The 23466-nt window shown below is 71.2% G+C and carries 19 protein-coding genes; 8 read left to right on the forward strand and 11 right to left on the reverse strand.

Translation table 11 applies throughout. The annotated features are described in order from the left end of the window. Positions 1–50: 50 nt before the first annotated feature. Positions 51–1751 (forward strand): flavin monoamine oxidase family protein, encoded by a 1701-nt coding sequence (locus tag OG959_RS32950; RefSeq protein ID WP_326664354.1) that lies wholly within the window; start codon positions 51–53, stop codon positions 1749–1751. 19 nt (positions 1752–1770) lie between these two features. On the opposite strand, the gene OG959_RS32955 is transcribed toward OG959_RS32950, so the two are convergent. The 10 genes from OG959_RS32955 to OG959_RS33000 form a co-directional block, all read right to left on the reverse strand. After that, entirely contained in the window at positions 1771–2619 is an 849-nt protein-coding gene (locus OG959_RS32955) for a fumarylacetoacetate hydrolase family protein (RefSeq protein WP_326664356.1), read from the reverse strand. A gap of 56 nt (positions 2620–2675) precedes the next feature. Next, positions 2676–3701, reverse strand: a complete 1026-nt coding sequence (locus OG959_RS32960; RefSeq protein ID WP_326664358.1) for a hydroxyacid dehydrogenase — start codon at positions 3699–3701, stop codon at positions 2676–2678. Continuing rightward, positions 3685–4740, reverse strand: a complete 1056-nt coding sequence (locus OG959_RS32965) for a dihydrodipicolinate synthase family protein (protein ID WP_326664360.1) — start codon at positions 4738–4740, stop codon at positions 3685–3687. The genes OG959_RS32960 and OG959_RS32965 overlap by 17 nt, the downstream gene beginning before the upstream one ends. Positions 4741–4748: 8 nt before the next feature. Next, the gene (locus tag OG959_RS32970) at positions 4749–5777 is read right to left on the reverse strand and encodes an NAD-dependent epimerase/dehydratase family protein (RefSeq protein ID WP_326664361.1); all 1029 of its coding nucleotides are present in this window, start codon (positions 5775–5777) and stop codon (positions 4749–4751) included. 6 nt (positions 5778–5783) lie between these two features. Next, positions 5784–6731: a carbohydrate ABC transporter permease gene (locus OG959_RS32975; RefSeq protein WP_442805678.1), complete on the reverse strand. Its 948-nt coding sequence runs from the start codon at positions 6729–6731 to the stop codon at positions 5784–5786. Between the two features lie 2 nt (positions 6732–6733). Continuing rightward, positions 6734–7639: a carbohydrate ABC transporter permease gene (locus tag OG959_RS32980; protein WP_219570758.1), complete on the reverse strand. Its 906-nt coding sequence runs from the start codon at positions 7637–7639 to the stop codon at positions 6734–6736. Between the two features lie 95 nt (positions 7640–7734). Next, a complete protein-coding gene (locus OG959_RS32985; protein WP_326664364.1) occupies positions 7735–8991 on the reverse strand; it encodes an ABC transporter substrate-binding protein in 1257 nt (418 codons plus the stop codon). A 41-nt stretch (positions 8992–9032) separates the two neighbouring features. Continuing rightward, positions 9033–10289 (reverse strand): Gfo/Idh/MocA family protein, encoded by a 1257-nt coding sequence (locus tag OG959_RS32990; RefSeq protein ID WP_326664365.1) that lies wholly within the window; start codon positions 10287–10289, stop codon positions 9033–9035. Between the two features lie 42 nt (positions 10290–10331). Then, positions 10332–12482: a peptidase C14 gene (locus OG959_RS32995; RefSeq protein ID WP_326664367.1), complete on the reverse strand. Its 2151-nt coding sequence runs from the start codon at positions 12480–12482 to the stop codon at positions 10332–10334. Between the two features lie 208 nt (positions 12483–12690). Next, positions 12691–13548, reverse strand: a complete 858-nt coding sequence (locus tag OG959_RS33000; RefSeq protein WP_326664369.1) for an IclR family transcriptional regulator — start codon at positions 13546–13548, stop codon at positions 12691–12693. 289 nt (positions 13549–13837) lie between these two features. Between OG959_RS33000 and OG959_RS33005 the strand changes: the two genes are divergently transcribed. From OG959_RS33005 to OG959_RS33030, 6 genes are all read left to right on the forward strand, one after another. Next, on the forward strand, positions 13838–15208 hold the full coding sequence (locus OG959_RS33005) for an aspartate aminotransferase family protein (RefSeq protein WP_326664371.1): 1371 nt from the start codon (positions 13838–13840) through the stop codon (positions 15206–15208). Continuing rightward, positions 15208–16395: a mandelate racemase/muconate lactonizing enzyme family protein gene (locus tag OG959_RS33010; protein ID WP_326664373.1), complete on the forward strand. Its 1188-nt coding sequence runs from the start codon at positions 15208–15210 to the stop codon at positions 16393–16395. The genes OG959_RS33005 and OG959_RS33010 overlap by 1 nt, the downstream gene beginning before the upstream one ends. Next, a complete protein-coding gene (locus OG959_RS33015; RefSeq protein WP_326664375.1) occupies positions 16392–17237 on the forward strand; it encodes an amidohydrolase family protein in 846 nt (281 codons plus the stop codon). Before OG959_RS33010 ends, OG959_RS33015 begins: the two co-directional genes overlap by 4 nt. A gap of 163 nt (positions 17238–17400) precedes the next feature. After that, on the forward strand, positions 17401–18240 hold the full coding sequence (locus OG959_RS33020; protein ID WP_326664377.1) for an SDR family NAD(P)-dependent oxidoreductase: 840 nt from the start codon (positions 17401–17403) through the stop codon (positions 18238–18240). Between the two features lie 64 nt (positions 18241–18304). Next, positions 18305–20467, forward strand: a complete 2163-nt coding sequence (locus tag OG959_RS33025; RefSeq protein WP_326664379.1) for a peptidase C14 — start codon at positions 18305–18307, stop codon at positions 20465–20467. After that, positions 20464–21396: a GNAT family N-acetyltransferase gene (locus OG959_RS33030; protein WP_326664380.1), complete on the forward strand. Its 933-nt coding sequence runs from the start codon at positions 20464–20466 to the stop codon at positions 21394–21396. Before OG959_RS33025 ends, OG959_RS33030 begins: the two co-directional genes overlap by 4 nt. Before the next feature lie 36 nt (positions 21397–21432). Here OG959_RS33030 and OG959_RS33035 read toward each other — a convergent pair whose 3' ends face one another. After that, positions 21433–22125, reverse strand: a complete 693-nt coding sequence (locus OG959_RS33035; protein WP_326664382.1) for a DUF5995 family protein — start codon at positions 22123–22125, stop codon at positions 21433–21435. Positions 22126–22232: 107 nt separating this feature from the next. Between OG959_RS33035 and OG959_RS33040 the strand changes: the two genes are divergently transcribed. Then, positions 22233–23426, forward strand: a complete 1194-nt coding sequence (locus OG959_RS33040; protein ID WP_442805679.1) for a glycoside hydrolase family 6 protein — start codon at positions 22233–22235, stop codon at positions 23424–23426. Positions 23427–23466: the final 40 nt, after the last annotated feature.

Below are 23466 nucleotides of genomic sequence, written 5' to 3' on the forward strand. Positions count from 1 at the left end.
CACGCCGCCCCGCCCCCACTCACCTGTTTCCCGCAAGGAGTCCGTACCCCATGACGTCCACGGTGCCCCCGGCCGTCCCGCACACCGACGCAGCTCCGCCGATCACCATGTTCGGGCCGGACTTCCCCTACGCGTACGACGACTTCCTCGCCCATCCCGCGGGACTCGGGCAGATACCGGCGACCGAGCACGGCAGCGAGGTCGCCGTCATCGGCGGCGGGCTCTCCGGCATCGTCACCGCCTTCGAGCTGATGAAGATGGGGCTCAGGCCCATCGTCTACGAGGCGGACCGCATCGGCGGCCGGCTGCGCACCGTCGAGTTCGACGGCTGCACGACGGACGGCGAACCGCTGACCGCCGAGATGGGCGCGATGCGCTTCCCGCCGTCCTCGACGGCCCTCCAGCACTACATCGACCTGGTCGGCCTGGAGACGAAACCGTTCCCCAACCCGCTCTCCCCGGTCACCCCGTCGACCGTCGTCGACCTGAAGGGCGAGTCGCACTACGCCACCACCATCGACGACCTCCCGCAGGTCTACCGCGACGTGATGGACGCCTGGAACGCCTGTCTTGAGGAGGGCGCCGACTTCTCCGACATGAACCGGGCGATGCGCGAGCGCGACGTGGAGCGGATCCGGGAGATCTGGGCGCGACTCGTCGAGAAGCTCGACAACCAGACCTTCTACGGCTTCCTCTGCGACTCCGACGCCTTCAAGTCCTTCCGCCACCGCGAGATCTTCGGCCAGGTCGGCTTCGGCACCGGCGGCTGGGACACCGACTTCCCCAACTCCATCCTGGAGATCCTCCGCGTCGTCTACACCGAGGCGGACGATCACCACCGCTCCATCGTCGGCGGCAGCCAGCAGCTCCCGCTGCGCCTGTGGGAACGTGAACCGCAGAAGATCGTCCACTGGCCGCTCGGCACCTCGCTCGCCTCGCTGCACGGCGGCGAGCCGCGCGGCGCCGTGACCCGGCTGCACCGCACGGCCGGCAACCGGATCACCGTCACCGACGCCTCCGGAGACATCCGCACCTTCCGGGCAGCCGTCTTCACCGGCCAGTCCTGGCTGCTGCTCTCCAAGATCGCCTGCGACGACGCGCTCTTCCCGATCGACCACTGGACGGCGATGGAGCGCACCCACTACATGGAGTCGTCCAAGCTGTTCGTCCCCGTCGACCGGCCGTTCTGGCTGGACAAGGACGAGACCACCGGGCGCGACGCCATGTCGATGACGCTGACCGACCGGATGACGCGGGGCACGTACCTCCTCGACGACGGCCCGGACCGGCCGGCCAGCATCTGTCTCTCGTACACCTGGTGCGACGACAGCCTGAAGTGGCTGCCGCTGTCCGCGACGGAGCGCATGGACGTCATGCTGAAGTCGCTCGGCGAGATCTATCCGAACGTGGACATCCGGGGGCACATCACCGGCAATCCGGTCACGGTGTCCTGGGAGAACGAGCCGTACTTCATGGGCGCGTTCAAGGCCAACCTGCCCGGCCACTACCGCTATCAGCGGCGGCTGTTCACCCACTTCATGCAGGACCGGCTGCCCGCCGACAAGCGGGGCCTGTTCCTGGCGGGCGACGACATCTCCTGGACGGCCGGCTGGGCGGAGGGCGCCGTGCAGACCGCGCTGAACGCCGTCTGGGGCGTGATGACCCAGTTCGGCGGTGCCACCGACGCCACCAACCCCGGCCCGGGCGACCTCTTCGACGAGATCGCCCCGGTCGAACTCCCGGAGGACTGAGGGCCGGTCACGGCCCCGGTCAGGCGGGGCGGCAGAGGCTGCGCTGGCGGCCCAGGCCCGAGATCTCGACCTCCATCACATCGCCCTCGGCCAGATACGGGAAGCGTCCGGACAGGGCGACGCCCTGCGGGGTACCGGTGTTGATGATGTCACCGGGCTCCAGCACCAGGTACTGCGACAGGTGGTGCACCAGATGCGCCACGCTGAAGATCATGTCCGCGGTGGAGGAGTCCTGCCGGGGCTGGGCGTTGACGAAGCTGCGCAGCCGCAACTGCTGCGGATCGCCCGCCTCGTCCGGGGTCACCAGCACCGGGCCCAGCGGATTGAAGGTGGCGCAGCTCTTGCCCTTCGACCACTGGCCGCCCGACTCCTCCAGCTGGAAGGCGCGCTCGGAGACGTCGTTGCTCACCGCGTAACCGGCGATGTGGGCGGCGGCGTCGGCGGGGGAGTCCAGGTAGGAGGCGCGGCGGCCGATCACCACAGCGAGCTCCACCTCCCAGTCGGTCTTCTTCGAGCCGCGCGGGATGAGGACGTCGTCGTACGGACCCACCACCGTGTTCGGCGACTTGTAGAACAGGATCGGCTGCTCCGGCGGCTCGGAACCGGACTCCGCGGCATGGGCCGCGTAGTTCTGCCCGATGCACAGGAGCGCGGACGGCCGGGCCACCGGGGCGCCGACGCGCTGCCCGGTGATGTCGGTCTCGGGGAGCTTCGGCTCGGCGGGGATCAGGTACGGATCGTCGGCCAGCGCGGCAAGGAAGGCCCCGTCGATGTCGTCCGTGATGCCGGACAGGTCGTAGTGGCGGCCCTCGGGGCAGACGGCGACCGGGCGCTCATGGCCCGGCTCGCCGATGCGCATCAGTCGCATGGCGGTGAGATCTCCTGACGGGTACGGGGGTGGGGGACGGAAAGGACGGAGGGGGCTCAGTGCAGGCGGGCGAGGGCGTCGGCGGTGACGGCGTGGACCGGGGGGCGCCCGGCGAGCAGCCGCAGCACCTCGTTGGCGGCGCTGGTGCCCAGCCGCTGCCGGCACTCGACGCTGCCCGCCGCCTGGTGCGGGGTGAGCAGCACGTTCGGCAGTGCGCGGAAGGGGTGGCCGGCGGGCAGCGGTTCGGAGTCGAAGACGTCGATCGCCGCGTCCAGCCGGCCCGTGGTCAGTTCGGCGAGGAGCGCGTCCTCGTCGACCAGCCACGACCGGGCGGTGTTCACGAGGCCCGCCCCGTCCGGCATCAGCGCCAGCTGCGCGGCGCCGATCATGTGGTGGGTCTCCTCGGTGACCGGGGCGTGCACGGCCACGATCCGGCTCCGGGTCAGCAGCGTCTCCAGTGGAACGGACGTCACCCCGAGCTCCCGGGCGTCCGCCTCCGACAGGTACGGGTCGGTGACGCCGACCCGCGCCCCCATCGCCCGCACCAGCCCGATGTACGCGCGCCCCGTCCGGGAAGCGCCGATCACGCCGATGTCGCTGCCGTGGATCTCGTGGCGCGGCGGGGCCTCGCTCGCCGCCGCCCACTCCAGCCCGCCGCGCAGCGCGTGGTCGAAGCGCTGGATCCGGTGGAGCAGCGACAGCGTGAAGGCGAGCGCCACTTCGGCGACCGGGCGTGCCATCTCGTCGCCGGCCTGGGTGACCAGGACGGAGCGCCGGAAGACGTCCTCGGTGACGTAGGGCGCGACCGCCGAACCGGTGTGCGCCACCAGCTCCAGCCGGTCCGCGTGCGCCAGAAGTTCCGCGTCCACCTTGGGGGCCCGCCATGAGGTGATCAGCGCACGGGCGCCGGGCAGCGCGGCCGCGACCGCCGCCCGGTCGGAGTGGTCGTCGATCACGACGAGTTCGGCCGCCCGCTCCAGTTCCTGCCACACCTCGGGGGTGAAGAACTGGGCGCGCAGGCCCGGCGGTACGGCGACGACGACCCGTGAGGAGCGGTCGGCGGGTTCAGGAGAGCCAGGCATCGAGGTGCTCCGCAACGAAGGCGTCATCGGTCAGCCAAGGGTAGGCCGCGGTCACCCGGGTGATCTCGTCGGCCTGTCCGGGGGAGAGCGTCTCGGCCGGGTCGAGGCAGCGGATGTTCGCCAGCAGCCCCTGGCGGCGCAGTACTTCGTGCACCCCGGCGATGCAGCCGCGGAAGGCGCCCCGCACATCGAAGACCGCGCTGTTGGCATCGGTCAGTTCGGAGCGGCGGGCCAGGCAGCGGACCATCGCCTCGTGGTCCCCGGCGCGGGCCCGGCGGACGTCGTCGAGCAGCGTCACCGCGGAGCCCGTCCACACCGCCCACTGGCCGAGCAGTCCGCCCGCGAACCAGCGCGGAGTGCCGGCGGCCGTCTCGTACGGGGTGAGCAGATCGCCGATGATGTCGTCGTCGTTGCCTGTGTACAGGGCGACCTCGTCGGCCCGGTCAGCGGCGGCGACCGCCCGGACGACATCGGCGGTGCGGTAGCGGTCGAACGGGGCGATCTTCACCGCGGCCGTGTGCGGAAGATCGGTGAACGCGGACCAGAAGGCGGGCGACAGGTACCGCCCGCCGACGGCCTCCTGGAGGTAGAAGCCGATCACCGGCAGCACCTCGCCGACCGCCCGCGCCCGCTCCAGCAGCCCCTTCTCGTCGGCGCCGGGCACGGCCGGACTGAGCAGCACCGCGTCGTAGCCGAGCTCGGCGGCCGTCTCGGCCTCGGCCACCGCCTGCGCGGTGTACCCGCAGGCACCGGCGACCTTCACGAACGGCCGGCCGGCCTCGGCGTCGATCGTCTCGGCGGCGAGCTCCAGCACGGGACGGAAGAGGCCCACCTCCCGCTCGCGGATCTCGAACTGGGTGGTGTGCACGGCGACGGCCGCTCCGCCCGCGCCGGAGGCGAGGTAGTACCGCGTCAGGGCGCGCTGCCGGCGCTCGTCGAACGTGCCGTCCTCGTGCAGCGCGAGCGGATGAGCGGGGATCGCCGCGCCGTGGGCGAGCAACTCCAGCGCGGGCGTGGACAGGAGGGAGGGAGTGGACATGGAGTGGATCAGAACCTTCCGTCACGTACCTGGAACTTGGTGGGCTTGCCGGACAGGGGCAGCCCGCGGCGCAGCCAGTCGGCCTGCCATTCGACGAGGGTGCGCAGCGCGACGTCCGGGTAGCCGAACAGAGCGTGGCAGCGGCTCGCGTCGGAGAGCAGCGCGGTGGGTGCCTCCTGGCCGGCGAGGACCGGCTCCCGGTCGAACTCCTCGCCGAACCACTGGGCGATCCGGCGTACCGACGCGGTCTCCGGGCCGGTGAGGTTGAGGGTGAACGCCTCGCCGTCGGTGGCGTGCAGCAGCGAACGCAGGGCCACCTCGTTGGCGTACCCCTGCCAGACCACGTTGGCGTGACCGGTCGTCACATCGATCGGCTCGCCTGCCCGGACGCGGTACGCGATGTCGGCGAGGACGCCGTAGCGCAGGTCCACCGCGTAGTTGAGGCGGATGTTGGCGACCTTGGTGCCACGGGTCAGCGCCGCGTGGTCGAAGATGCGCTCCCGGCCCAGGCACGACATGGCGTACTCGCCGACCGGGCCGACCGGGTCGGTCTCGGTGCAGCCGCCGGAGGAGACGGGGACCAGCGGATAGACGTTGCCGGTGGAGAACGCGGCGATCCGCGCACCCGCCCAGCGCCGGGCCACCCGGTCCGGCATCGCGGCGTTGACCGCCCAGGCGTGCGAAGGCGCCCCGGCGGAGCCGAACTTGGCGCCGACCATGAAGACGACGTTCCCGGCGTCGGGCAGTGCGGTCAGGTCGGCGGCCGGGTCCATCAGATCGAAGGCGACGGTACGGACCCCGGCCGCCTCCAGCTTCTCGGCCGCCGCCTTGTCCGACCAGCGGGAGACCGCGTACACGGCCACGTCCGTGCGGCCCGCGGCGTCCAGCGCCCGGCGGGCCAGCCGGCACAGGCTGGGGCCCATCTTGCCGCCGGCGCCGAGCACCAGCAGATCGCCTTCGAGCCGGCCGAGATCGGCGACGAGTGCGGGGGAGGGGGTGGCGAGCCGCTCTTCGAGTGCGGCCTCATCGGTGAACATGTGTGGCTATCCCTTGATTCCGGACGCGGTGACGCCCTCGGTGAAGTAGCGCTGGCCCACCATGTACGCGGCGAAGATGGGCACGAACGCGATGACGGAGCCGGAGAGCACCACGTTGAGCGGCACGTTCTGCTGCTGGAGCGAGGCGATGCCGACCGTGAGGGTGCGCATGTCGGTGGACTGGCCGATGACCAGCGGCCACAGGAAGTCGTTCCAGTGCCACAGGAAGACGAAGACACCGAGCGTGGCGAGGATCGGCTTCAGCAGCGGCAGCACGATCCGGTAGAAGATCTGCCATTCGCCGCAGCCGTCGAGCCGGGCCGCCTCGAAGAGCTCGTCCGGCAGCCCCTGGATGAACTGCCGCATCAGGAACACCGCCTGCGCGTTGGCCAGGGTCGGCACGATCAGTCCCCAGTACGTGTCGACGCCGCCCAGCTTCGCGATCATCGCGAAGGTCGGAATCATCGTGACGTGGTACGGGACCATCACCATCGACAGGAACGACCAGAACATCGTCTCCCGGCCCGGGAAGCGCTTCTTGGCGAAGGCGTATCCGGCCAGCGAGGCGAGCAGCAGCACGCCGACGACCGAGACGACCGAGTAGATCAGGGTGTTCAGCAGCCAGCGCGGCACGTCCTGGGCGCCCATGACGGTGTCGTACGCCTCGCCGGTCAGCGGCCACGGCAGCAGACTTCCGGGGAAGTCGACCGCCGCCGAGGGCTTCAGGGAGAGCACGACCATCGCGTAGAACGGGAAGACCGTGACGAGTGCGGCCACGGTCAGCAGCACGCCGCGTGCGATGCGGCCGGTGCGGGTGGGGCGCATGCCGTACGGGACGGTGTCCTGTTCGGAGAGCCTCCGCAGCCTGCGTTCGGCCCGGCGCGCGGCCCGGTCCGGCGGTGTCGGAGGCCGGCTCGCCGGCGGGGCCTTCGTCTTGGTGGGTGCCGCTGTCATGGTCACTGGTCCTTCCCGATCACGAGCCGCTGGATCACCGCGACCACCACGGTCAGCACGAAGAGCGCGACCCCGATGGCGGAGGCGTAACCCAGGTCGAAGTACTTGAAGCCCGCGTCGTAGAGCTGGAAGACGAGCGTGTAGCTGGCGTTGGCGGGGCCGCCGCCCGTCATCGTGTAGACGGCGTCGAAGACCTGGAACGAGGCCGTCGTCTCGATCACCGCGAGGAAGAACAGGGCGGGCTTGAGCTGCGGAAGAACGATGTACCGGAACCGCTGCCAGGGACCGGCCCCGTCGGTGAGGGCGGCCTCCTCCAGCTCCCGCGGGATGTCCTGCATCCGGGCGAGCAGGATGAGCATCCCGTACCCGAAGCGGGACCAGACGCCGACGATCGCGAGCGCGGGCAGCACCAGCACGTCGTCGGAGAGCCAGGAGCCCTCGGACATCCCGAACCAGCCCATCAGGGTGGACCACGGGCCGCCGGTCGAGAAGATCCACACGAAGACGGTCGCGGCCAGCACCAGCGAGGTGACGACCGGCAGGAAGAACACCGAGCGGAAGAACTTCGCGCCGCGGAACGCGCGCCGCGTGATCAGCGCCAGGGACACCGACGCGATGAGCGTGCCCGGCACGGCGAGCACGGTGTAGAGGACGGTGACCTTCAGCGCCTGCCAGAACAGCGGGTCCGCCCACAGGCGGGTGAAGTTGTCGAGCCCGATGAAGCTGCCGCCGCCGGTGAGGGAGTAGTCGGTGAAGCTCATCAGCACACCGGCGACACCCGGACCGAACCGGAAGGCCAGGAACAGCAGGAAACACGGGAGGACGAAGAGCAGGCCGATCCGGGCCTCGCGGCGCGCCTGCGGCCCGCTGCGACGGCCCCGGCGGGTGGGTTCCGCGACGACTGCCACGGGGATCTCCTTGCGGTACGGGGGAATTGCGGGGGGTCGGGGGCGATGTGCCCCCATGGGGTCGCGGGGCCGGAGACCGGCCCCGCGACCGTGGATCAGCGGCCGAGCATCGCCTGAGCGGCCTTCTGCGCGGCGTCCAGCGCGTCCTTCGGGCTCTTCTTGCCGAGCAGCGCCGCCTGGATCTCCGGCGCGAGCACGCCCTGGACCTCACGGGCCTTGTCCTGCAGCGGGCCCACGTCCATGCTCGGCAGCGTGGCGCCGACCGCGGTCTGGAGCGCGTCGCCGGGGTACAGATCACCGCCGGACTCACGGGCCGGGAAGTAGCCCGCGGCCTTCTGGAGACCGGCCGCGTTCTTCGACTCGGCGACGAAGTTCAGCCAGTCCCCGGTGTTCTTCCTGTCGGCGCCCTTGAGCATCGAGAGCGCGCCCACGGTGCCGTAGCCGACCGAGGCGGTCTCCTTCAGCGGCGGCTGGACGACGATGTTCTCCTTGCCCCAGAACGGCTCGACGTCCGCCGTGGTGTTCTGCCAGGTGCAGGCGACCTTGCCCTTGGCGGTCGGGGTCTGCTCCAGCTTGGGCGTGGTCGTGACCAGGTCCTTGTCGGTGTAGCCGCCGTCGACCAGCTTCTTCAGATACGTGAGCGCCTTGACGCCGGCCGCGTCGTTGAAGGTGACGTTCTTGCCGTCCTCGGAGAAGACGTCGCCGCCCGCCTGCCACAGCAGCGGGTAGAACGTCATGTTCAGCGTCTGCTGGGTGTCGCCGCTGTAGCTCGTGGCGTAGTAGCCCTTCTCCTTCAGCTTCGGGGCCAGCGCCTCCAGGTCCGCCCAGCTCGTCGGATAGCTCTTCTCGCCTATGGCGGCGAAAACGCGCTTGTCGCAGATCAGCGGGTTGGCACTGGTCAGGATCGGGGTGGCGAGCGCCTTGCCCCCGACCGTGACGGACTTCAGCGCGAAGTCGGTGTAGTCGGACTTGGCGTCGGCCGGCATGTAGTCGTCGGCCGGCACGATGCTCTTGGCGTACTTCGGGAGCTGGTCCGGGATCAGATAGACCGCGTCCGGGCCCTTGCCCGAGGCGATGGCCGTGGCCAGCGCGGTGTCGCGGTTGGCCCACGGGAAGGTCTCGACCTTCACCGTGACGCCCGCGTGCTCCTTCTCGAAGGCCTTGATCAGGCCGTCCCAGTACGCCTTGTTCTTGGCCTCGTCGAAGATGACCGGATAGGTCCACATGGTGACGGTGTTGCCGTCGTCGCCGCTGCCGGAACAGCCGGCCAGCACACCGGCGGCGAGCGCGGTCGCCAGCACGGGGGCGGCCAGGGCGCGGACTCTGGAACGGCGGGTGAGAAGACGGGACATGAGGGGGTCCTCCGAGGACGTGAGGGCGGAAAGAGAAGGAGTCACTGCGCCGGGACCGTCTGGACGGTGCCGGTGTGCCGGGCACGTTCGGCGGCGAATGCCGCGAGATGACTGCCGAGCGAGGTGGCGGGGCCGGAGCGGACGGCCCCGGCATCCCCGGTGGCGACGGCGGTGACGAACGCCTCGACGAGCGCGGCGTCCCCGCCGCCGTGCCCGTCGGCGGCGTTCGAACCGGACGTGCCGAGTTCGTGGACGGTGGACCCGCCGGTCCGGAAGTCCTGCACGGTGACCCGCTCACCGTCACCGATGAGCCAGCCGTGCGAACCGAAGATCCGCGTCTGCCGGTGCGTCTGCTCGGTGAACGCCACCATCTGGAAGGTCGCGGTCACCCCGCCCGTCAGCTGCATCGCGAGGACCTGGTGATCGACCACGTCGTTGTCGCTCCGGTACGCGCAGACCCCGTACGGGCCCTCGCGCAGCGCCTGGACGAGCCCGGCCTCGTCGGTCGCCTCGGTGACATGGGTGACCGGCCAGACCGCGCCCTTCTCGCGCAGCGTGGGCATGTACAGCTTCAGCGCGCTGTACGGGCAGTCGTGCTCGACCGCACAGTCCAGGCAGCGGTCGGCGGACCCGGCCGGGGCGTTCTCGGGCCGGAAGTGCTTCAGCCCGCCGAATCCGGTGACCTGCTCGATCCGGCCGCCCATGACGTACGTGATCCAGTCCAGGTCGTGACAGGACTTGGCGAGCAGCATCGGGGACGAGTCCTTCTCGCTGCGCCACGGACCGCGCACGTAGCTGTGGGCGTAGTGCCACCAGCCGACCGGCTCCAGATGGTCGATCGAGACCAGTTGCCCGAGCACACCGGAGTCCACGGCCTCCTTCACCAGGTCGGTGTACGGGGTGTACCGCATGACGTGGCACACCGCGAACAGCACCCCGGCCCGTTCGACCCCCTCGACGATCCGGCGGGTCTCCTCCTCGGTCGGGGCGAGGGGCTTCTCGGCGAGGATCGCGTAACCGGCCTCGGCCAGGGCCAGCACCGGCTCCACGTGGAAGCGGTCCTGGGTGGCGACGATCACGGCGTCCGCGATCCGGTTCTCGACGAGCGGCCGCCAGTCGTCGAACCCGACGGGCGCACCGGCGGCGGCGCGTGCGGCGGGGCGCGGATCGGCGACGGCGACGAGCTCGGCGCGCTCGGGGTGTGCCTTGATCCACTCGGCGTACGTCAGACCGCGGTTGCCGGCGCCGACGAGGGCGACCCGTACGGGCCGGCCGGTGATCGGGGTATGCGTGGACACGGGGAATCCCTGGTGCTCGGTGGTGCTCGATGGGAGAAGTGGTCAGAAGCGGAGCGTGGCCGCGGTGTGGGCGACGCGGTCGCCCTCGTCGGGCAGCGCGGTGCGCTCGGTGCCGTCCTCGACGCAGCCGGTGTGCAGCAGATGGCTGTCTCCGCCGAATCCCGCGGGCCGCAGTTCGAGCCGGCCGCCGGTGAAGGTGGAGCCGGTGGCCCGGTAGCGGTTGACGCCGTCGGTGACCAGCACATGGGCGGTGCCCCGGGGCACGGTCGAGTCGAGGCCGCTGAGTTGCCAGTCGACGATGCGCCCGGAGCCGGTACGGGCCAGCAGGGCGCCGTCCTTGTTGGTGCCGGACAGCCGCGTGCCGTCGATGCGCAGGCGCTGGTCCTTCGCCGAGGTCAGCTTGAGCCCGGTGTCGCGCAGTTCGCCGCCGAGCACGCTGATGTCGGCGTGGGCGAGCGAGACGGGGGCGGTGTCCTTCGATCCGGTCAGGGTGCACTGGTCGAGGACGAGCGGCCCGGTGCCGTTGAACACCGCGCCGTCCACGCCCTTCAGCGTGGAGCGCTGGAGGGTGAGCGGGACGGTGACATTGGCCTGGGTGACCTCCGCCCCCGCCGCGAACGCGAACGAGGAGTCCGCGATCACATTGGGACGGGCGGAGAGGTCCGAGGCCCGGGAGACGATCAGCGGACCCGTGGCCGTACAGCCACGCATCTGCACACCGTCCGCGTTGACCCAGAGCATTCCGGAGCCGGCCAGGGACTCCTTGCCGATGACCAGGACGTCCTCCAGCGTCAGATCGGTGATCTTGACGCGGGCGACGAACCAGGAGCAGGCATGTCGGCGTACGGTGATGCGCTTGGCCCTGCCGCCCCACGCCGCGCCGGAGTTGGCGAACGTCATCAGGCCGGAGTTGCCGGTGTAGACGAGGTCGTGCTCGAACTGGCCGTGCGTCACGAACGGGCCCTCGTCGTCACCGTCGCCGTGACAGTTGGTGACGTAGCAGTAGGCGGAGGCCGTGAAGTCGTTGAGGTGACGGGCGTTGGAGGTGTGACAGTCCTCCACGTGCCCGTACAGGCAGTAGATCTGCTGGGTGAGGTAGCCCGCGCCGCCGTAGGTGACGGACTTCGGGTTGGTGAGCGAGCACTGCTCGGTGCGGTAGTACGTGCACCAGCGGCGCATCACCACCGGCCAGAACGTGCCGACGGCCTCGATGCCCGAGACGTCGCAGCGCACCGCGTACTCGTACGCGACCGGGTGCGAGCCGGTCATCTCGTCCTCGCCCCAGCCCTCGAAGACCATGTTGCGGACGTGGGCACGGTCGACGGGCTCGACCCGGGTCCACGTCAGCGTGCGCCCGGCCGCCAGGTCCCAGCCGATCTGGTAGTTGACCCGGATGTGCGCCGGATCGACGACATCGGTGACCTGGACCAGGCGCTGGATCTCCTTCTCGTACTTCCCCGCCAGGGCGTTGATCTCCACGGCCCACCACTGGCCCACGGCGAACTCCGACGCGTCGCCGACCTCGAAGAGGTCCGAGAGGTCCGGCATCGCCGCGCTCAGGCTGTGCTTGACGGTGGTGTCGGTGAGGGTGCCGCGGAAGGAGAGGACGGCGCCGAAGGGGTTGTCGTGGGTGTTCTTCTCGATGCCTTCGGTGCGGATGTGGTGGCCGCCGAAGTCGAGTTCGATGTTCGAGCGGTCGAAGAGGTGGCGTTGGGTGAACAGGAGGTCGGTGTGGGCTTCGATGCGGTGGATGCTGTGGTCGTTGACCATGGCGTCGAGGGCGTGGTCCGCGGGGGTCTTGGCGTCGAGGTGGCCGAAGGTGCGGAAGTCGAGGGTTCCGGTGTGGAGCTGGTGCCAGCGGCCGGTCTTCGTTGGCGTGGTGGGGGCGATGACGGTGCCGCCGTTGTGCGGGGCGGTGGAGGTGCGGTTCCAGCGCAGGGCCATGGTGCCGCCGTCGCCGGGGGTGTGGTATCCGGCGACGATGACCTGGGTGCCGTCGGTGAGGGGTTTGGTGTTCAGGGCGCGCAGTGCGCCGACCGTGTCCAGGCGCAGGACGTTGCCGGTGTGGGCGGGTGCGGCCTGTGCGGGGCCGGTGGTCACGGCCGACCCGGCCACGACCAGACCGGCCAGACCCGAAGCCCGCAGAAGACTCCGGCGGGAGGACGCAGGGGTGTTGTGGTGCGGAACGCTCATGCGGACTTCGCCTTCCGAGAAGTGCGACGAGTGAGGGAGCGTTCCTGCGGTGGACTGCCATGAGGCGGATGGCTGAAAAGGGTTCGGTCCTCGGGTGTTCACGGCGCGGTGGGCAGGCGCCGGAAGCGGACCGGAAGGGGTAAAACGTCGGTGACGGTGGGAAGTCACCTCGGTTGGCAGGGAACCTACGGCGGGTGAAGCCGATCGGTCAAGACCCGAATCCGTCGGAATGCGACGTGTCGGTGTCCGGGGCGTCGGGCTCCGGGTCCTCGACCCAGCCCAGCGAGACACTGATCCGGCGGGCCGCATCGCGGACCTGGCCGCCCAGTTCCTGGTAGCGCCAGGCCGGCAGGCCCAGCTTGAGGCCGGTGATGGAGACGGCCCCGGCGCACACCGACCGGTCGTCGAAGACCGGCGCACCGATGCAGATGATGCCCTCGGCGTCCTCCTCGTCGTCGAGGGCGTAGCCGACCCGGGCGATGTCGCGCAGGTGGGACAGGAACGTCGCCGGATCGGTGATGGTGCGGGAGGTGCGCCGGGGCAGCCCGAACCGTTCGATGACCGAGGCGGCCTCGCTCTGCGGCATCGCGGAGAGCAGTGCCTTGCCCAGGCCCGTGCAGTGCGGCAGTTCGCGCTGGCCCATCCGCAGATCGAGCCGGACGCGCTGGTCGAGCTCGACCTGGTCCACCACGACCGCGTGGCCGTCCTCGGGCACGGCGAGCCGGGACGCCATGCCGGTGGCCCGGGTGAGATCGCGCAGAACGGGGTGGGCGACGCCGCGCAGGGAGACCTGGGACCTGGCGCGGTCGCCGAGCCGGGCCAGGCTCATGCCCAGCCGGTAGCGGCGGTTCATGCCCTCGCCGTCGTCCGAGACGAGTCCGTAGGCGCGCAGGGTCTGGAGCATGCCGAAGGCGGCGCTCTTGGAGATGGAGCAGGCCTGGCCGACCTCGGTGACGCTCAGACCGTTCCCCTGCGAGGGAGCGGCGAGCGCTTCGAGGATGTCCGCTGCCCTGGCCACGCTCTTGACCCAGTACTTCGGCTCTTCTGGGGCAGCACTGTTCGTCATAGCAGAACAGGGTAGTGGATCCGAGCGTGCGGAGAGCACCTCCGATTCACGAAATCCGCTCCTTTCGGGCCTTCGTGGGCCGGAAGGGGGTTGACCGGTTTTCGGGGCGGACGTAATATCCAGGCACTGTTCTGCTCTACAGAACAGCGTTCTGAAAAAGCGAGACGCACCACCGAGCACCACGGATCACCCTCTTCCTGCGGCGACTGCCGGGCGGATGGCGCCAGGGACTCACGGGCCGGGCAGGGCCCGCGACAACCGACGACTCTCGACGCAAGGAGCAAGCACCATGAGTTCAGGCCCGGCAGGCAACGAATCCGGAGCCCGACTCGCCGAGCGCGCCCGCCAGGTCGTGCCCGGCGGCGTGAACAGCGGTCAGCGCAGCGTTCCCGGACTGACGGACCTGGTGGTCACCGGCACCCACGGCGCACGGTTCCGTACCGCCGACGGACGCGAGTACACCGACTTCCACTCGGCGTTCGGCCCCCCGCTGCTCGGCCACAACGACCCCGACGTCGCCCGCGCCACCGCCGAGGCCGACGCGACGCTCGGTCACATGGGCGTCGGCGTCACCGAGGGCGAGGTCCTCCTCGCCGAACAGCTCGCCGAGCTGATCCCGTCGATCGAGAAGGTCCTGCTCACCAGCACCGGCAGTGAGGCCACGTTCCACGCGCTGCGCGTCTCCCGCGCCGCCACCGGCCGCCGCCTCGTCGTCAAGTTCCAGGGCTGCTACCACGGCTGGCACGACGCGGTCAGCCTCAACGTCATCTCCGAGCCCTCGAAGGTCGGCGGCCACGACCCGATCTCGACCGGCATCCTGCCCGAGGTACTCGAAGCCACGCTCGTCCTGCCGTTCAACGACAGCGAGGCCGTCCGCCGCACCTTCGCCGAGCACGGCTCCGACATCGCCGCCGTCATCGTCGAGCCCGTCCCGCACAACGTCGGCGCTCTGCTCCCGTACCAGGAGTTCCTCACCACCCTGCGCGAGGAGACCACGAAGGCGGGCAGCGTCCTGATCTTCGACGAGGTCATCACCGGCTTCCGCCACAGCATCGGCGGCTGGCAGCAGATCTCCGGCGTCACCCCCGACCTCACCACCCTCGGCAAGGCCATCGCCAACGGCGCCCCCGTCGGTGCGATCGGCGGCCGGGCCGACCTGATGGATCTCTTCTCCACGCGCCCCGGCGCCCCCGCCTTCTTCGCCGGCACGTACAACGGTCACCCGTCCGTCGTCGCCGCCGCCCTCGCCACGCTGCGCAAGCTCCGCGAGGAACCGGTCCACGACCACGTCTTCCGGCTCGGCGACCGCGTCCGCACCGAACTGACCGGCCTCTACGAGCGCCTGGGCGTGCCCGCCGTCGTCACCGGCTACGGCTCCGTCTTCGTCAGCTACTTCATGCCGGGCGAGACCCCCCGTACGTACGCGGACCTGCTGAACAACGACGCGTCGATGTTCGTGGGCTACCGCCGCAAACTCCTGGACCACGGTCTGTTCGAGCTCCCGCTCAACCTCAAGCGCAGCCACATCAGCTACGCGCACACCGACGCCGACGTGGACCGTCTGATCGAGGGCACCGAGGCCGCGGTCAAGGCCGTCCTCGCCGACGGCGGTGCCCGCGACCTGGAGAACACCTCGACCATGGGCGGAGCGACCCGCTGATGCTGACCGTCAACCTCACCCGCCCCGCCGGCCCCGCCGGACGGATCACCCGCGTCGAGACCCTGATGCTCGGCACCTCCTGGCGCGACTTCGGCTACGTCCGGGTCCACACCGACGAGGGCCTGACCGGCATCGGCGAGATCACCCACCCGTACCGGGTCAGCGAGGTCTGCGCCCTCACCGAGGCACTTGCCCAGCGCCATCTGATCGGCGCCGACCCCTTCGACATCGAGGAGCTCTGGCTCCGCGTCTACCAGGGCGACTTCCTGCGCGGCGGCGACATGGGCGGCATCGCCCTGTCCGGCCTCGACCAGGCGATGTACGACCTGATGGGCAAGGCGCTCGGCGTCCCCGCCTACCGGCTGACCGGCGGCGCCTGCCGCGACGACGTCCGGGTCTACGCCAACGGCTGGTACACCGGCGAACGAGAGCCCGAGATCTTCGCCGCCAAGGCCAAGGAGACCGTGGCCAAGGGCTACTCCGCCCTCAAGTTCGACCCCTTCGGCCCCGGCCTGCACGAACTGGAGCGCGCCGAACTGCGCCGCTCCATCGACCTCGTCGCCGCGGTCCGCGAGGCGATCGGCCCCGACACCGACCTCTTCATCGAGGGCCACGCCCGCTTCGCCATGCCGACCGCCGCCCGTCTCGTACGGGAACTGGAGCCGTTCGACATCGGCTGGTTCGAGGAGCCGATGCCCTGGACCCACATCGAGCGGTACGCGGAACTGCGGCAGCGCGCCGCCTTCCCCATCTCCGGCGGTGAGCACTTCCACAACCGCTACGAGTACAAGCAGCTCTTCGCCACGAACGCCGTCGACATCATCCAGCCCGACCTCTCCATGGCCGGCGGCTTCACCGAGGTACGGAAGCTGGCCGCGATCGCGGACACCCACGGCATGCTCGTGGCCCCGCACAACTCCAACTCCCCGCTCTGCACCACCGTCTCGGTGCACGCGGCGCTCGGAATCCCCAACTTCAAGATCCTCGAAACCTTCGACGGGCTCCTGGAGCCGTTCGTCTTCGACGCCCTCAAGGGCACCCTCCCGATGGAGGACGGCCGCATCGGTCTGCCGACCGCCCCGGGGCTCGGCGTCGAACTCGTCGACGAGGTCTTCGAGGAACACCCGCCCAGCCACCGCTTCTGGAACATGTTCGCGGACGGCTGGGAGAAGCGGAACCGCACATGATCACCGACGTCCACTCCCATCTCTTCCGGCACAGCCACGACTTCACCGACCCGTTCAGCTCCGACTCCGCCCGCGCCCACGCGGGCGAGGTCGACCTCACGGTGAAGTGGGAGGAGTACGCGGCCACCGCACCCGAGTCCACCCGGACGATCGTCGTCGGCGGCAAGGCGCGCCGCAGCGGGCTCTGGGTCGACGACGCCGCCGTGGCCGCGTACGTCGGAGAACACCCCGACCGGCTGATCGGCTACCTGGCGCTCGACCCCACCCAGCCCGGCTGGCAGGAGGAACTGCGCTACGGCCACCAGGAGCTGGGTCTGCGCGGCATCAAACTGATGCCGATGTACGCGGGCTTCGACCCGGCAGCCGAGGAGTACGACGAGCTGTACACGTACGCCGAACGGCACGGGCTGCCGCTCCTGGTGCACACCGGCACGACGTTCGTCTCCAGCGCGCCGCTGGAGTGGGCGATGCCCCGGCACCTGGACGCCGTCGCCATCCGCCACCCGGAACTGCGGATGGTCCTCGCCCACCTCGGCCACCCGTTCGAGGGCGAGTGCATCGCGGTCATCCGCAAGCACCCGCATGTGTACGCCGACCTGAGCGCCCTGCACTACCGGCCCTTCCAGCTCTGGCACAGCCTCCGGCTGGTCCAGGACTACGGGGTCTTCCACAAGGTGCTGTTCGGCAGCGACTACCCGTTCACGACGGTCGACGACTCCGTGAAAGGGCTCCGGGAGATCGCCCGCATCCCCGGCATCCCCGGACTGCCGCCGCTCGACGCGGACGCGATCGAGGAGATCATCCACCGGCCCTCCCTCGATCTGCTGGGCCTGAACGGCTGACCTGGCCGTTCACCAAAGCCTGCGGGCCGGCGCCAGGGGCCACCCCCCCCGGTACCCGGTGCCGGTCCGCAGACGGGCCGCCGCGCTCCCCACCCTGTTGTGTCCCGCGCGGCGGCCCACCCCTCGCTTCTCCCCGTCCGCCCTCGCCCGAAGGAATCCCGCGATGACCGCAGCCGTCCCGCCCCGTGGCACCGACCGCTTCGACCTGAGCGGCCGCACCGCTGTCGTCACCGGGGCCGCCCGGGGCCTGGGCCGGTCCTTCGCCGTCGGCCTCGCCGAGGCGGGCGCGGACCTGGTGCTGGTCGACCTGCCCGGGGCCGAGGGCGTCGCCGAGACCGCCGCGGCGGTCGAGGCGCTCGGCCGACGCTGCCGTGTGTACGGGCAGGACCTCGCGGACACCGAGGCGCTGGCCGGCTTCGCCGACACCGTGCGTGCCGAGGCCGGGCCGCTGCACATCCTGGTCAACAACGCGGGCACGGCGGCCCTGGAACGCTTCAACGAGATCACCCCGGCCGGCTGGTCGCGCATCATGCGGGTCAACGTGGACGCCGTCTTCTTCCTCAGCCAGCGGATCGCCGAGCACATGACGGCCGACGCCGTCCCCGGCCGCATCATCACCATCACCTCGAAGAACGCCCTGGTGGCAGAGGCCGGCCTGGCCCACTACAACGCCTCCAAGGCCGCCGCCCAACTGCTCACGGAGACACTGGCCGTCGAGCTCGCCCCGCACGGCATCACCGCCAACACCCTGGCCCCGGGCATGGTCGAGACCCCCATCGACGGCGAGTTCCCCTTCGACCGGGAGGCCTTCGAGTCCGCGTACCGCGAGCGCATCCCGCTCGGCAGGTACGCGCAGCCCGACGAATGCGTGGGCGCGTTGTTGCTGCTCGCCTCGGACGCCGGCGCGTATCTCACGGGCGCGCGCCTGGTCGTCGACGGGGGAGTGCTGGCGGACCAGATGCCGCGGATGCGCTTCATGCCGCCGTACCGCAACACGATCTGACCGCGACCGGCCCGCAACCGGTTCTCACCGAGCACGCATCGACAACGCGAGGAGCACCTCCGTCATGTCCGTCCATGCCTCGCCCGCTGCTTCATCCCCTGCGTCGTCCCGCCGGAGTCTTCTGCGGGCTTCGGGTCTGGCCGGTCTGGTCGTGGCCGGTTCGGCCGTGGCCACCGGCCCCGCACAGGCCGCACCCGCCCACACCGGCGATGTCCTGCGCCTGGACACGGTCACCGCACTGCGCGCCCTGAACACCAAACCCCTCACCGACGGCACCCAGGTCATCCTCGCCGGCTACCACACCCCCGGCGACGGCGGAACCATGGCCCTGCGCTGGGACCGCACCTCCACCGCCCCACACAACGGCGGCACCGTCATCGCCCCCACCCCATCGGCGAAGACCGGACGCTGGCACCAACTCCACACCGGCACACTCGACTTCCGCACCTTCGGCCACTTCGACGCCAAAACCCCCGCGGACAACACCCTCGACGCCATGGTCAACGACCACAGCGTCCACCGCATCGAAGCCCACACCGACCTCCTGTTCACCCGACGCCACCTCTTCGACCGCTCGAACATCGAACTCGACTTCGGCGGCCACCACCTCCACACCACAGACATCGAGAAGAACACCCACGACAACCCCTTCGGAGCCGTCCTCTCCTTCCGCGGCACCGTCACCGACACCACCGTCACACACCCGCTCTCCGGCAAGGTCATCGAACTGACCGACACCTTCCCGGTCCCCGACGCCACGGCGTTCGCCGTCGGCCAGTGGTGGGCGGTGCGGGTCGACCCGGTCGCGGGCGGCGGCGGTGACGAGCGCGAACTGCAGAAGCTGGTCGAGATCACCGAGATCACCGACGCGGGCCACATCCGGATCGGCTACCTCAACGGCTGGGAACTCGCCGAGGGCCGCACCCTCACCTGGACCCGCGTCGAGCCCGTCCGCAACACCCACATCCGCAACATGCTCTTCGAGGGCGCGGGACCCGACGAGTACACCGGCTCCCACCCCGTCAGCTTCGAGTACGCCGTGGGCTGCGACGTCTCCGGCATCCATGCCACCGGTACCTTCTGGCCGGTCGTCATGCGCCGCTGGTGCACCCGCTTCCGTACCGAGGACTGTTCCCTGAAGAACCCGCCCACCGTCGAGTACGGCGGCGCGGGCTACCTCACCCAGCAGATCTACTGCCTGTACGGGCGGGTCGCCGACTGCACGACCAGCAATGTGCGCCACCTCAACGACCTCACCGCCTCCGCCTACTGCACCGTCGTGAACTGCCACGGCGACGGCGACGACGCGGGCGGGAACCCCTTCACCACCCACGGCCAGTACGAGCACGACCTGCTCTTCGACGGCAACTCCGGACTGATGGACATCGCCAACTCCGGCGCGCAGTGGGGGATATCCGCCAAGCGGATCACCGTACGCAGACACGTGTGCTCCTGGTTCACCGCCAACACGAAGATCACCGATCTGACCCTGGAGGACGTCACGGTGATCGCGCGCCCCACCTTCGACCAGGCCGGCACCCTCACCGTGAACGCCGACGGTGCCCAGGTGCGCGGCTGCACCGCGAAGACCTTCGCGGTCGCCCAGCGCTCCGCCCGCTCCGGCAGGCCGACCACCATCAGCGACTGCACCTTCGAACCGCCCGCCGGTGCCGTCCTCGTGCAGACCCCCGTCACCGCGGCGGTCCACTTCGTACGCTGCACGTTCAAGGGCGTCGACGGAGCGGTGCTGCGCGGTGCGGGCCCCGTCCACTTCACCGACTGCACCCTCACCGGAGCCGAGGACGCGGCCCCGCTCTCGGTCGGTTCCGCGGACCTGCGCATCGACGGCGGTACGTACGAGAACACCGGCATCGAACTCAGCGGCGTGCGCGACCAGCGGATCACCGTGACCGGTGGGGCCAGGTTCACCGGCAGCAACAAGGCGGACGCGCTGCTCGGCCGCGCGGCCGGCCCCGGTGGGACGACCTGGGACATCACCGGCCTCAGCAGCAGGGCCACCGGGGCCGGCACCGCCCACATCCGCATCGCCGACGGCACGAATCACTACGCGGCCACCGGCAGCCGCTTCACCGGCGGTACCCTCCACCTCGCCCCCGACGCCCTCGCCTCGGTTCTCCACACCACGTGCGTCGAGGACGGCACACGGCGCAGCGCGATGCCTCCTGCCGGCGACACGGTACGCACGGACGGGAACCTCGTCCTGTGAACGCCGTCGTCCGCACCACGACCGCCGCCGACGACCCCGCCCTCGCCGCCCTCTGGCGCCGCTGCTTCGTCGCCCCGCACCTCTGCGACCTGCACGCCCTCGACCCGGACCGCCACCGCCACACCTTCGTCGCGGAGAACGCCGAGGGCGACGGGATCGACGCGGTCGTCGTCTACGTGCCGAGGCTGATCCGTGACGCCTCGGGCGCCCCGCAGCGCGTCGGCGGCATCGGCAGCGTCGCCACCCGCCCCGAGGCCCGGGGCCGGGGGCTGATCAGGCTGCTGCTCGCGGCGGCGGAGCGCACCATGAGCGCCGAACAGTGCGCCTGGTCCCTGCTGTTCACCGGCACGCCCGGTGTCTACCGGAGCTCGGGCTGGGAGGAGTTCGCGCGTTCGTACACAGAGGGGACGCTCGCCCCCTCGGCCGCGCCCGGAGCCTTCCCGGTCCGCGAGGCCACCCCCGACGACGCCGTGGAGGTGGCCGCGCTGCACCACGCGTACAACGCGCGCCGGCCGCTCACCTCGCTGCGCGAACCCGGTGACTGGGCGGTGCGGGTGCCCGCCTGGTACGGCCCCGCCGAACAGCCGCTCGTGACGGTGGACCCCGTCTCCGGGGCGCTCACCGGCTGGATCGTGGCGCAGCACGTCGCGGACCGCGTGGAGGTGCGCGAGTTCGCGGGCGTGGCCGACTGCCTGGGCTCCCTGCTCGCGGCCGTCGGCGCGCGCGCCCGGGCGGCGGGGCCGGCCCGGGCCCGGATTCGGATCCCCGCAGCCCCCGAGGTGGCGGCGGCCCTGCCCGCCCTGCTGGCCGATGCCCGCCAGGTGACGGAACACACGGGGATGGCGCGGCCCCTGCACGCCACGGCCGCCTCCGTGCGCGCCACTGTCACGGCGCCCGGCGCGGTTCACTGGTACGGCGACTGCTTCTGAGCGCCGCGGCTGCGGGGAACCGGCGGCCGGGCCCGGTCAGCGGCAGGGCGTGAGCAGACAGCGCCCGACCAGCCCCGCCCCCGCGTCCAGCCGCTGCCCGAACTCCGCGGCCAGCAGCGGCACATCACGCAGCCTCCACAGCACCCGGGCCGCCGACCAGGACGCCTCACAGGCGCGCTCCAGGTTCCAGCTGCCCACCAGATGGGTGAGCGGATCGGTGACCTCCAGCCGGTCCGGACCCGGCATCAGATCCTCGCCGATCCGCTCCTCCAGCATCAGCAGCAGACCGCCCACCCGGTCGAACTCCTCCGCCAGGTCCGCCGGGGCGCAGCGGAGCGTACGGCAGGTGTCGACGACGGCGAGCGCGAGATCGTGACCGGCCTGCGCGTTCAGACCCGCAAGGGCGAACTGCACCGGTCGTACGCCGGGGTGGCGCCGGTACTGGAACAGCGGGCGCCAGCAGTCCGGCATCCGGTGCCCGGACGCGGCGGGGTCGACAGCGGCCAGATACCGTTCGGCCAGGCGTTCCGCCAGCGCCCCGGACACCGCCCCGGCCTGCGTGTCGAGAACGGCGAGACAGACCCGGTGGAAGACGGCGATCCCGTCCTCGCCGCGGCCCGCCGACGGCCGGAACGCGCGCATCCGCCCGATCACCGTGCCCGTGCCGGTCCGTGCGCCCTCGGCGGCGGGCCCGTCCACGACTTGCTCCAACTGCTCGAACTGCGCCATGGGGGCAGCGTCCCAGCCATAGGCTCGCCGTGGCACCCGGGAGCCGTCGGTTCATCGGAATGGGGTAACGACGGCAGCACCGCCGGGGCCGGGGAGGGGAACGAGGAGTGTCGGGCGCACGCATACAACGCCGGGTCGCACGGAAGGAGTTCAGGGAACGCGGACGCCGTGCTCGCCGGCAGGTCATGGCGGTGGTCGCCTCGGCCGTGGTGGCCGCCGGCACAGCGGCGGGCGTGATCTCCGCCGTCGCGGGTGAGGAGGAGCGGACCACCGCCCGCCCCGACACCACGGCGTCGCCGACCGTGGCTCCCCTGCCCGCCGTCCCGAGCCCGACGGCGGCCTCGCCCGGCCCGTCCGCCACGGCGCCCACCGCCTCCCGTACACCCCGCCCGTCGAAGAAGCCGGCGCCGGCGGCGTCCCGCAGCGCGGCGGCTCCGCCCGGCGGCCGGCTCTACCGCCACCCCGCCTCGCAGGTCCTGGACTGGGTCGCCGCCCACCGCGACGACCCGCGGCGCCCGCTGATCGAGACACGGATCGCGGCGCAGCCCGCCGCCGTCTGGTTCGCCGCCTACAACCCGGGGGCCGTCACCGGGCAGGTCCGGTCGGTCACCGCGGCCGCGGCGCGGGCGGGCCGGACGCCGGTGCTGGTGCCGTACGCCATCCCCGACCGGGACTGCGGAGGGGCGTCCCAGGGCGGGGCACCCGGCCTCGCGGCGTACGACGCGTGGATCCGTGAGTTCGCGGCGGGACTCGGCGGCGGGCCGGTCATCGTGATCCTGGAACCCGACGCCATCGCACTCGCCGACTGTCTCCCGCCCGGCGACCGTGCGGCGCGCTACGCCTCCCTGGCCCGGGCCGGCCGCACCCTGCACGCGGCCGACCCGAACGCCCGGGTCTACTTCGACGGCGGCCACTCCGGCTGGCACACGGTCTCGAAACAGGCCGCGGCACTCCGGGCGGCGGGCGCGGCCGGCAGCAGCGACGGCATCTTCACCAACGTGTCGAACTTCCACCGCACCGCCGACGAGGCCGCCTACGCCCGCCGGGTGCTGGCCGCACTCGGCGGCCCGGCCCGGCTCGGCGCCGTCATCGACACCAGCCGCAACGGGAACGGACCGCCCGAGGCCGGCGCGTGGTGCGATCCGGCGGGCCGGGCGCTCGGCCGGACACCCACGACCGACACGGGGGAGTCCCGCGTCGACGCCTACCTGTGGGTGAAACTGCCCGGCGAGTCCGACGGCTGCAAGGGCGCGGCGGGGTCCTTCACCCCCGATTACGCCTACCAGCTGGCCACCGGCTGACGGGATCAGGCCCCGGAGGCCGGCGGTTCCTGCGAGGGCG

This window comes from Streptomyces sp. NBC_00385, assembly GCF_035917155.1.
GTDB classification, from domain to species: Bacteria; Actinomycetota; Actinomycetes; order Streptomycetales; family Streptomycetaceae; genus Streptomyces; species Streptomyces poriferorum.

Bases quoted from the DNA above. Each gene is read 5' to 3' on its own strand.
- OG959_RS32950 (WP_326664354.1), top strand. From the start codon at position 51: ATGACGTCCACGGTGCCCCCGGCCGTCCCGCACACCGACGCAGCTCCG.
- OG959_RS32955 (WP_326664356.1), bottom strand. From the start codon at position 2,619: ATGCGACTGATGCGCATCGGCGAGCCGGGCCATGAGCGCCCGGTCGCC.
- OG959_RS32960 (WP_326664358.1), bottom strand. From the start codon at position 3,701: ATGCCTGGCTCTCCTGAACCCGCCGACCGCTCCTCACGGGTCGTCGTC.
- OG959_RS32965 (WP_326664360.1), bottom strand. From the start codon at position 4,740: ATGTCCACTCCCTCCCTCCTGTCCACGCCCGCGCTGGAGTTGCTCGCC.
- OG959_RS32970 (WP_326664361.1), bottom strand. From the start codon at position 5,777: ATGTTCACCGATGAGGCCGCACTCGAAGAGCGGCTCGCCACCCCCTCC.
- OG959_RS32975 (WP_442805678.1), bottom strand. From the start codon at position 6,731: ATGACAGCGGCACCCACCAAGACGAAGGCCCCGCCGGCGAGCCGGCCT.
- OG959_RS32985 (WP_326664364.1), bottom strand. From the start codon at position 8,991: ATGTCCCGTCTTCTCACCCGCCGTTCCAGAGTCCGCGCCCTGGCCGCC.
- OG959_RS32995 (WP_326664367.1), bottom strand. From the start codon at position 12,482: ATGAGCGTTCCGCACCACAACACCCCTGCGTCCTCCCGCCGGAGTCTT.
- OG959_RS33000 (WP_326664369.1), bottom strand. From the start codon at position 13,548: ATGACGAACAGTGCTGCCCCAGAAGAGCCGAAGTACTGGGTCAAGAGC.
- OG959_RS33005 (WP_326664371.1), top strand. From the start codon at position 13,838: ATGAGTTCAGGCCCGGCAGGCAACGAATCCGGAGCCCGACTCGCCGAG.
- OG959_RS33010 (WP_326664373.1), top strand. From the start codon at position 15,208: ATGCTGACCGTCAACCTCACCCGCCCCGCCGGCCCCGCCGGACGGATC.
- OG959_RS33015 (WP_326664375.1), top strand. From the start codon at position 16,392: ATGATCACCGACGTCCACTCCCATCTCTTCCGGCACAGCCACGACTTC.
- OG959_RS33020 (WP_326664377.1), top strand. From the start codon at position 17,401: ATGACCGCAGCCGTCCCGCCCCGTGGCACCGACCGCTTCGACCTGAGC.
- OG959_RS33025 (WP_326664379.1), top strand. From the start codon at position 18,305: ATGTCCGTCCATGCCTCGCCCGCTGCTTCATCCCCTGCGTCGTCCCGC.
- OG959_RS33035 (WP_326664382.1), bottom strand. From the start codon at position 22,125: ATGGCGCAGTTCGAGCAGTTGGAGCAAGTCGTGGACGGGCCCGCCGCC.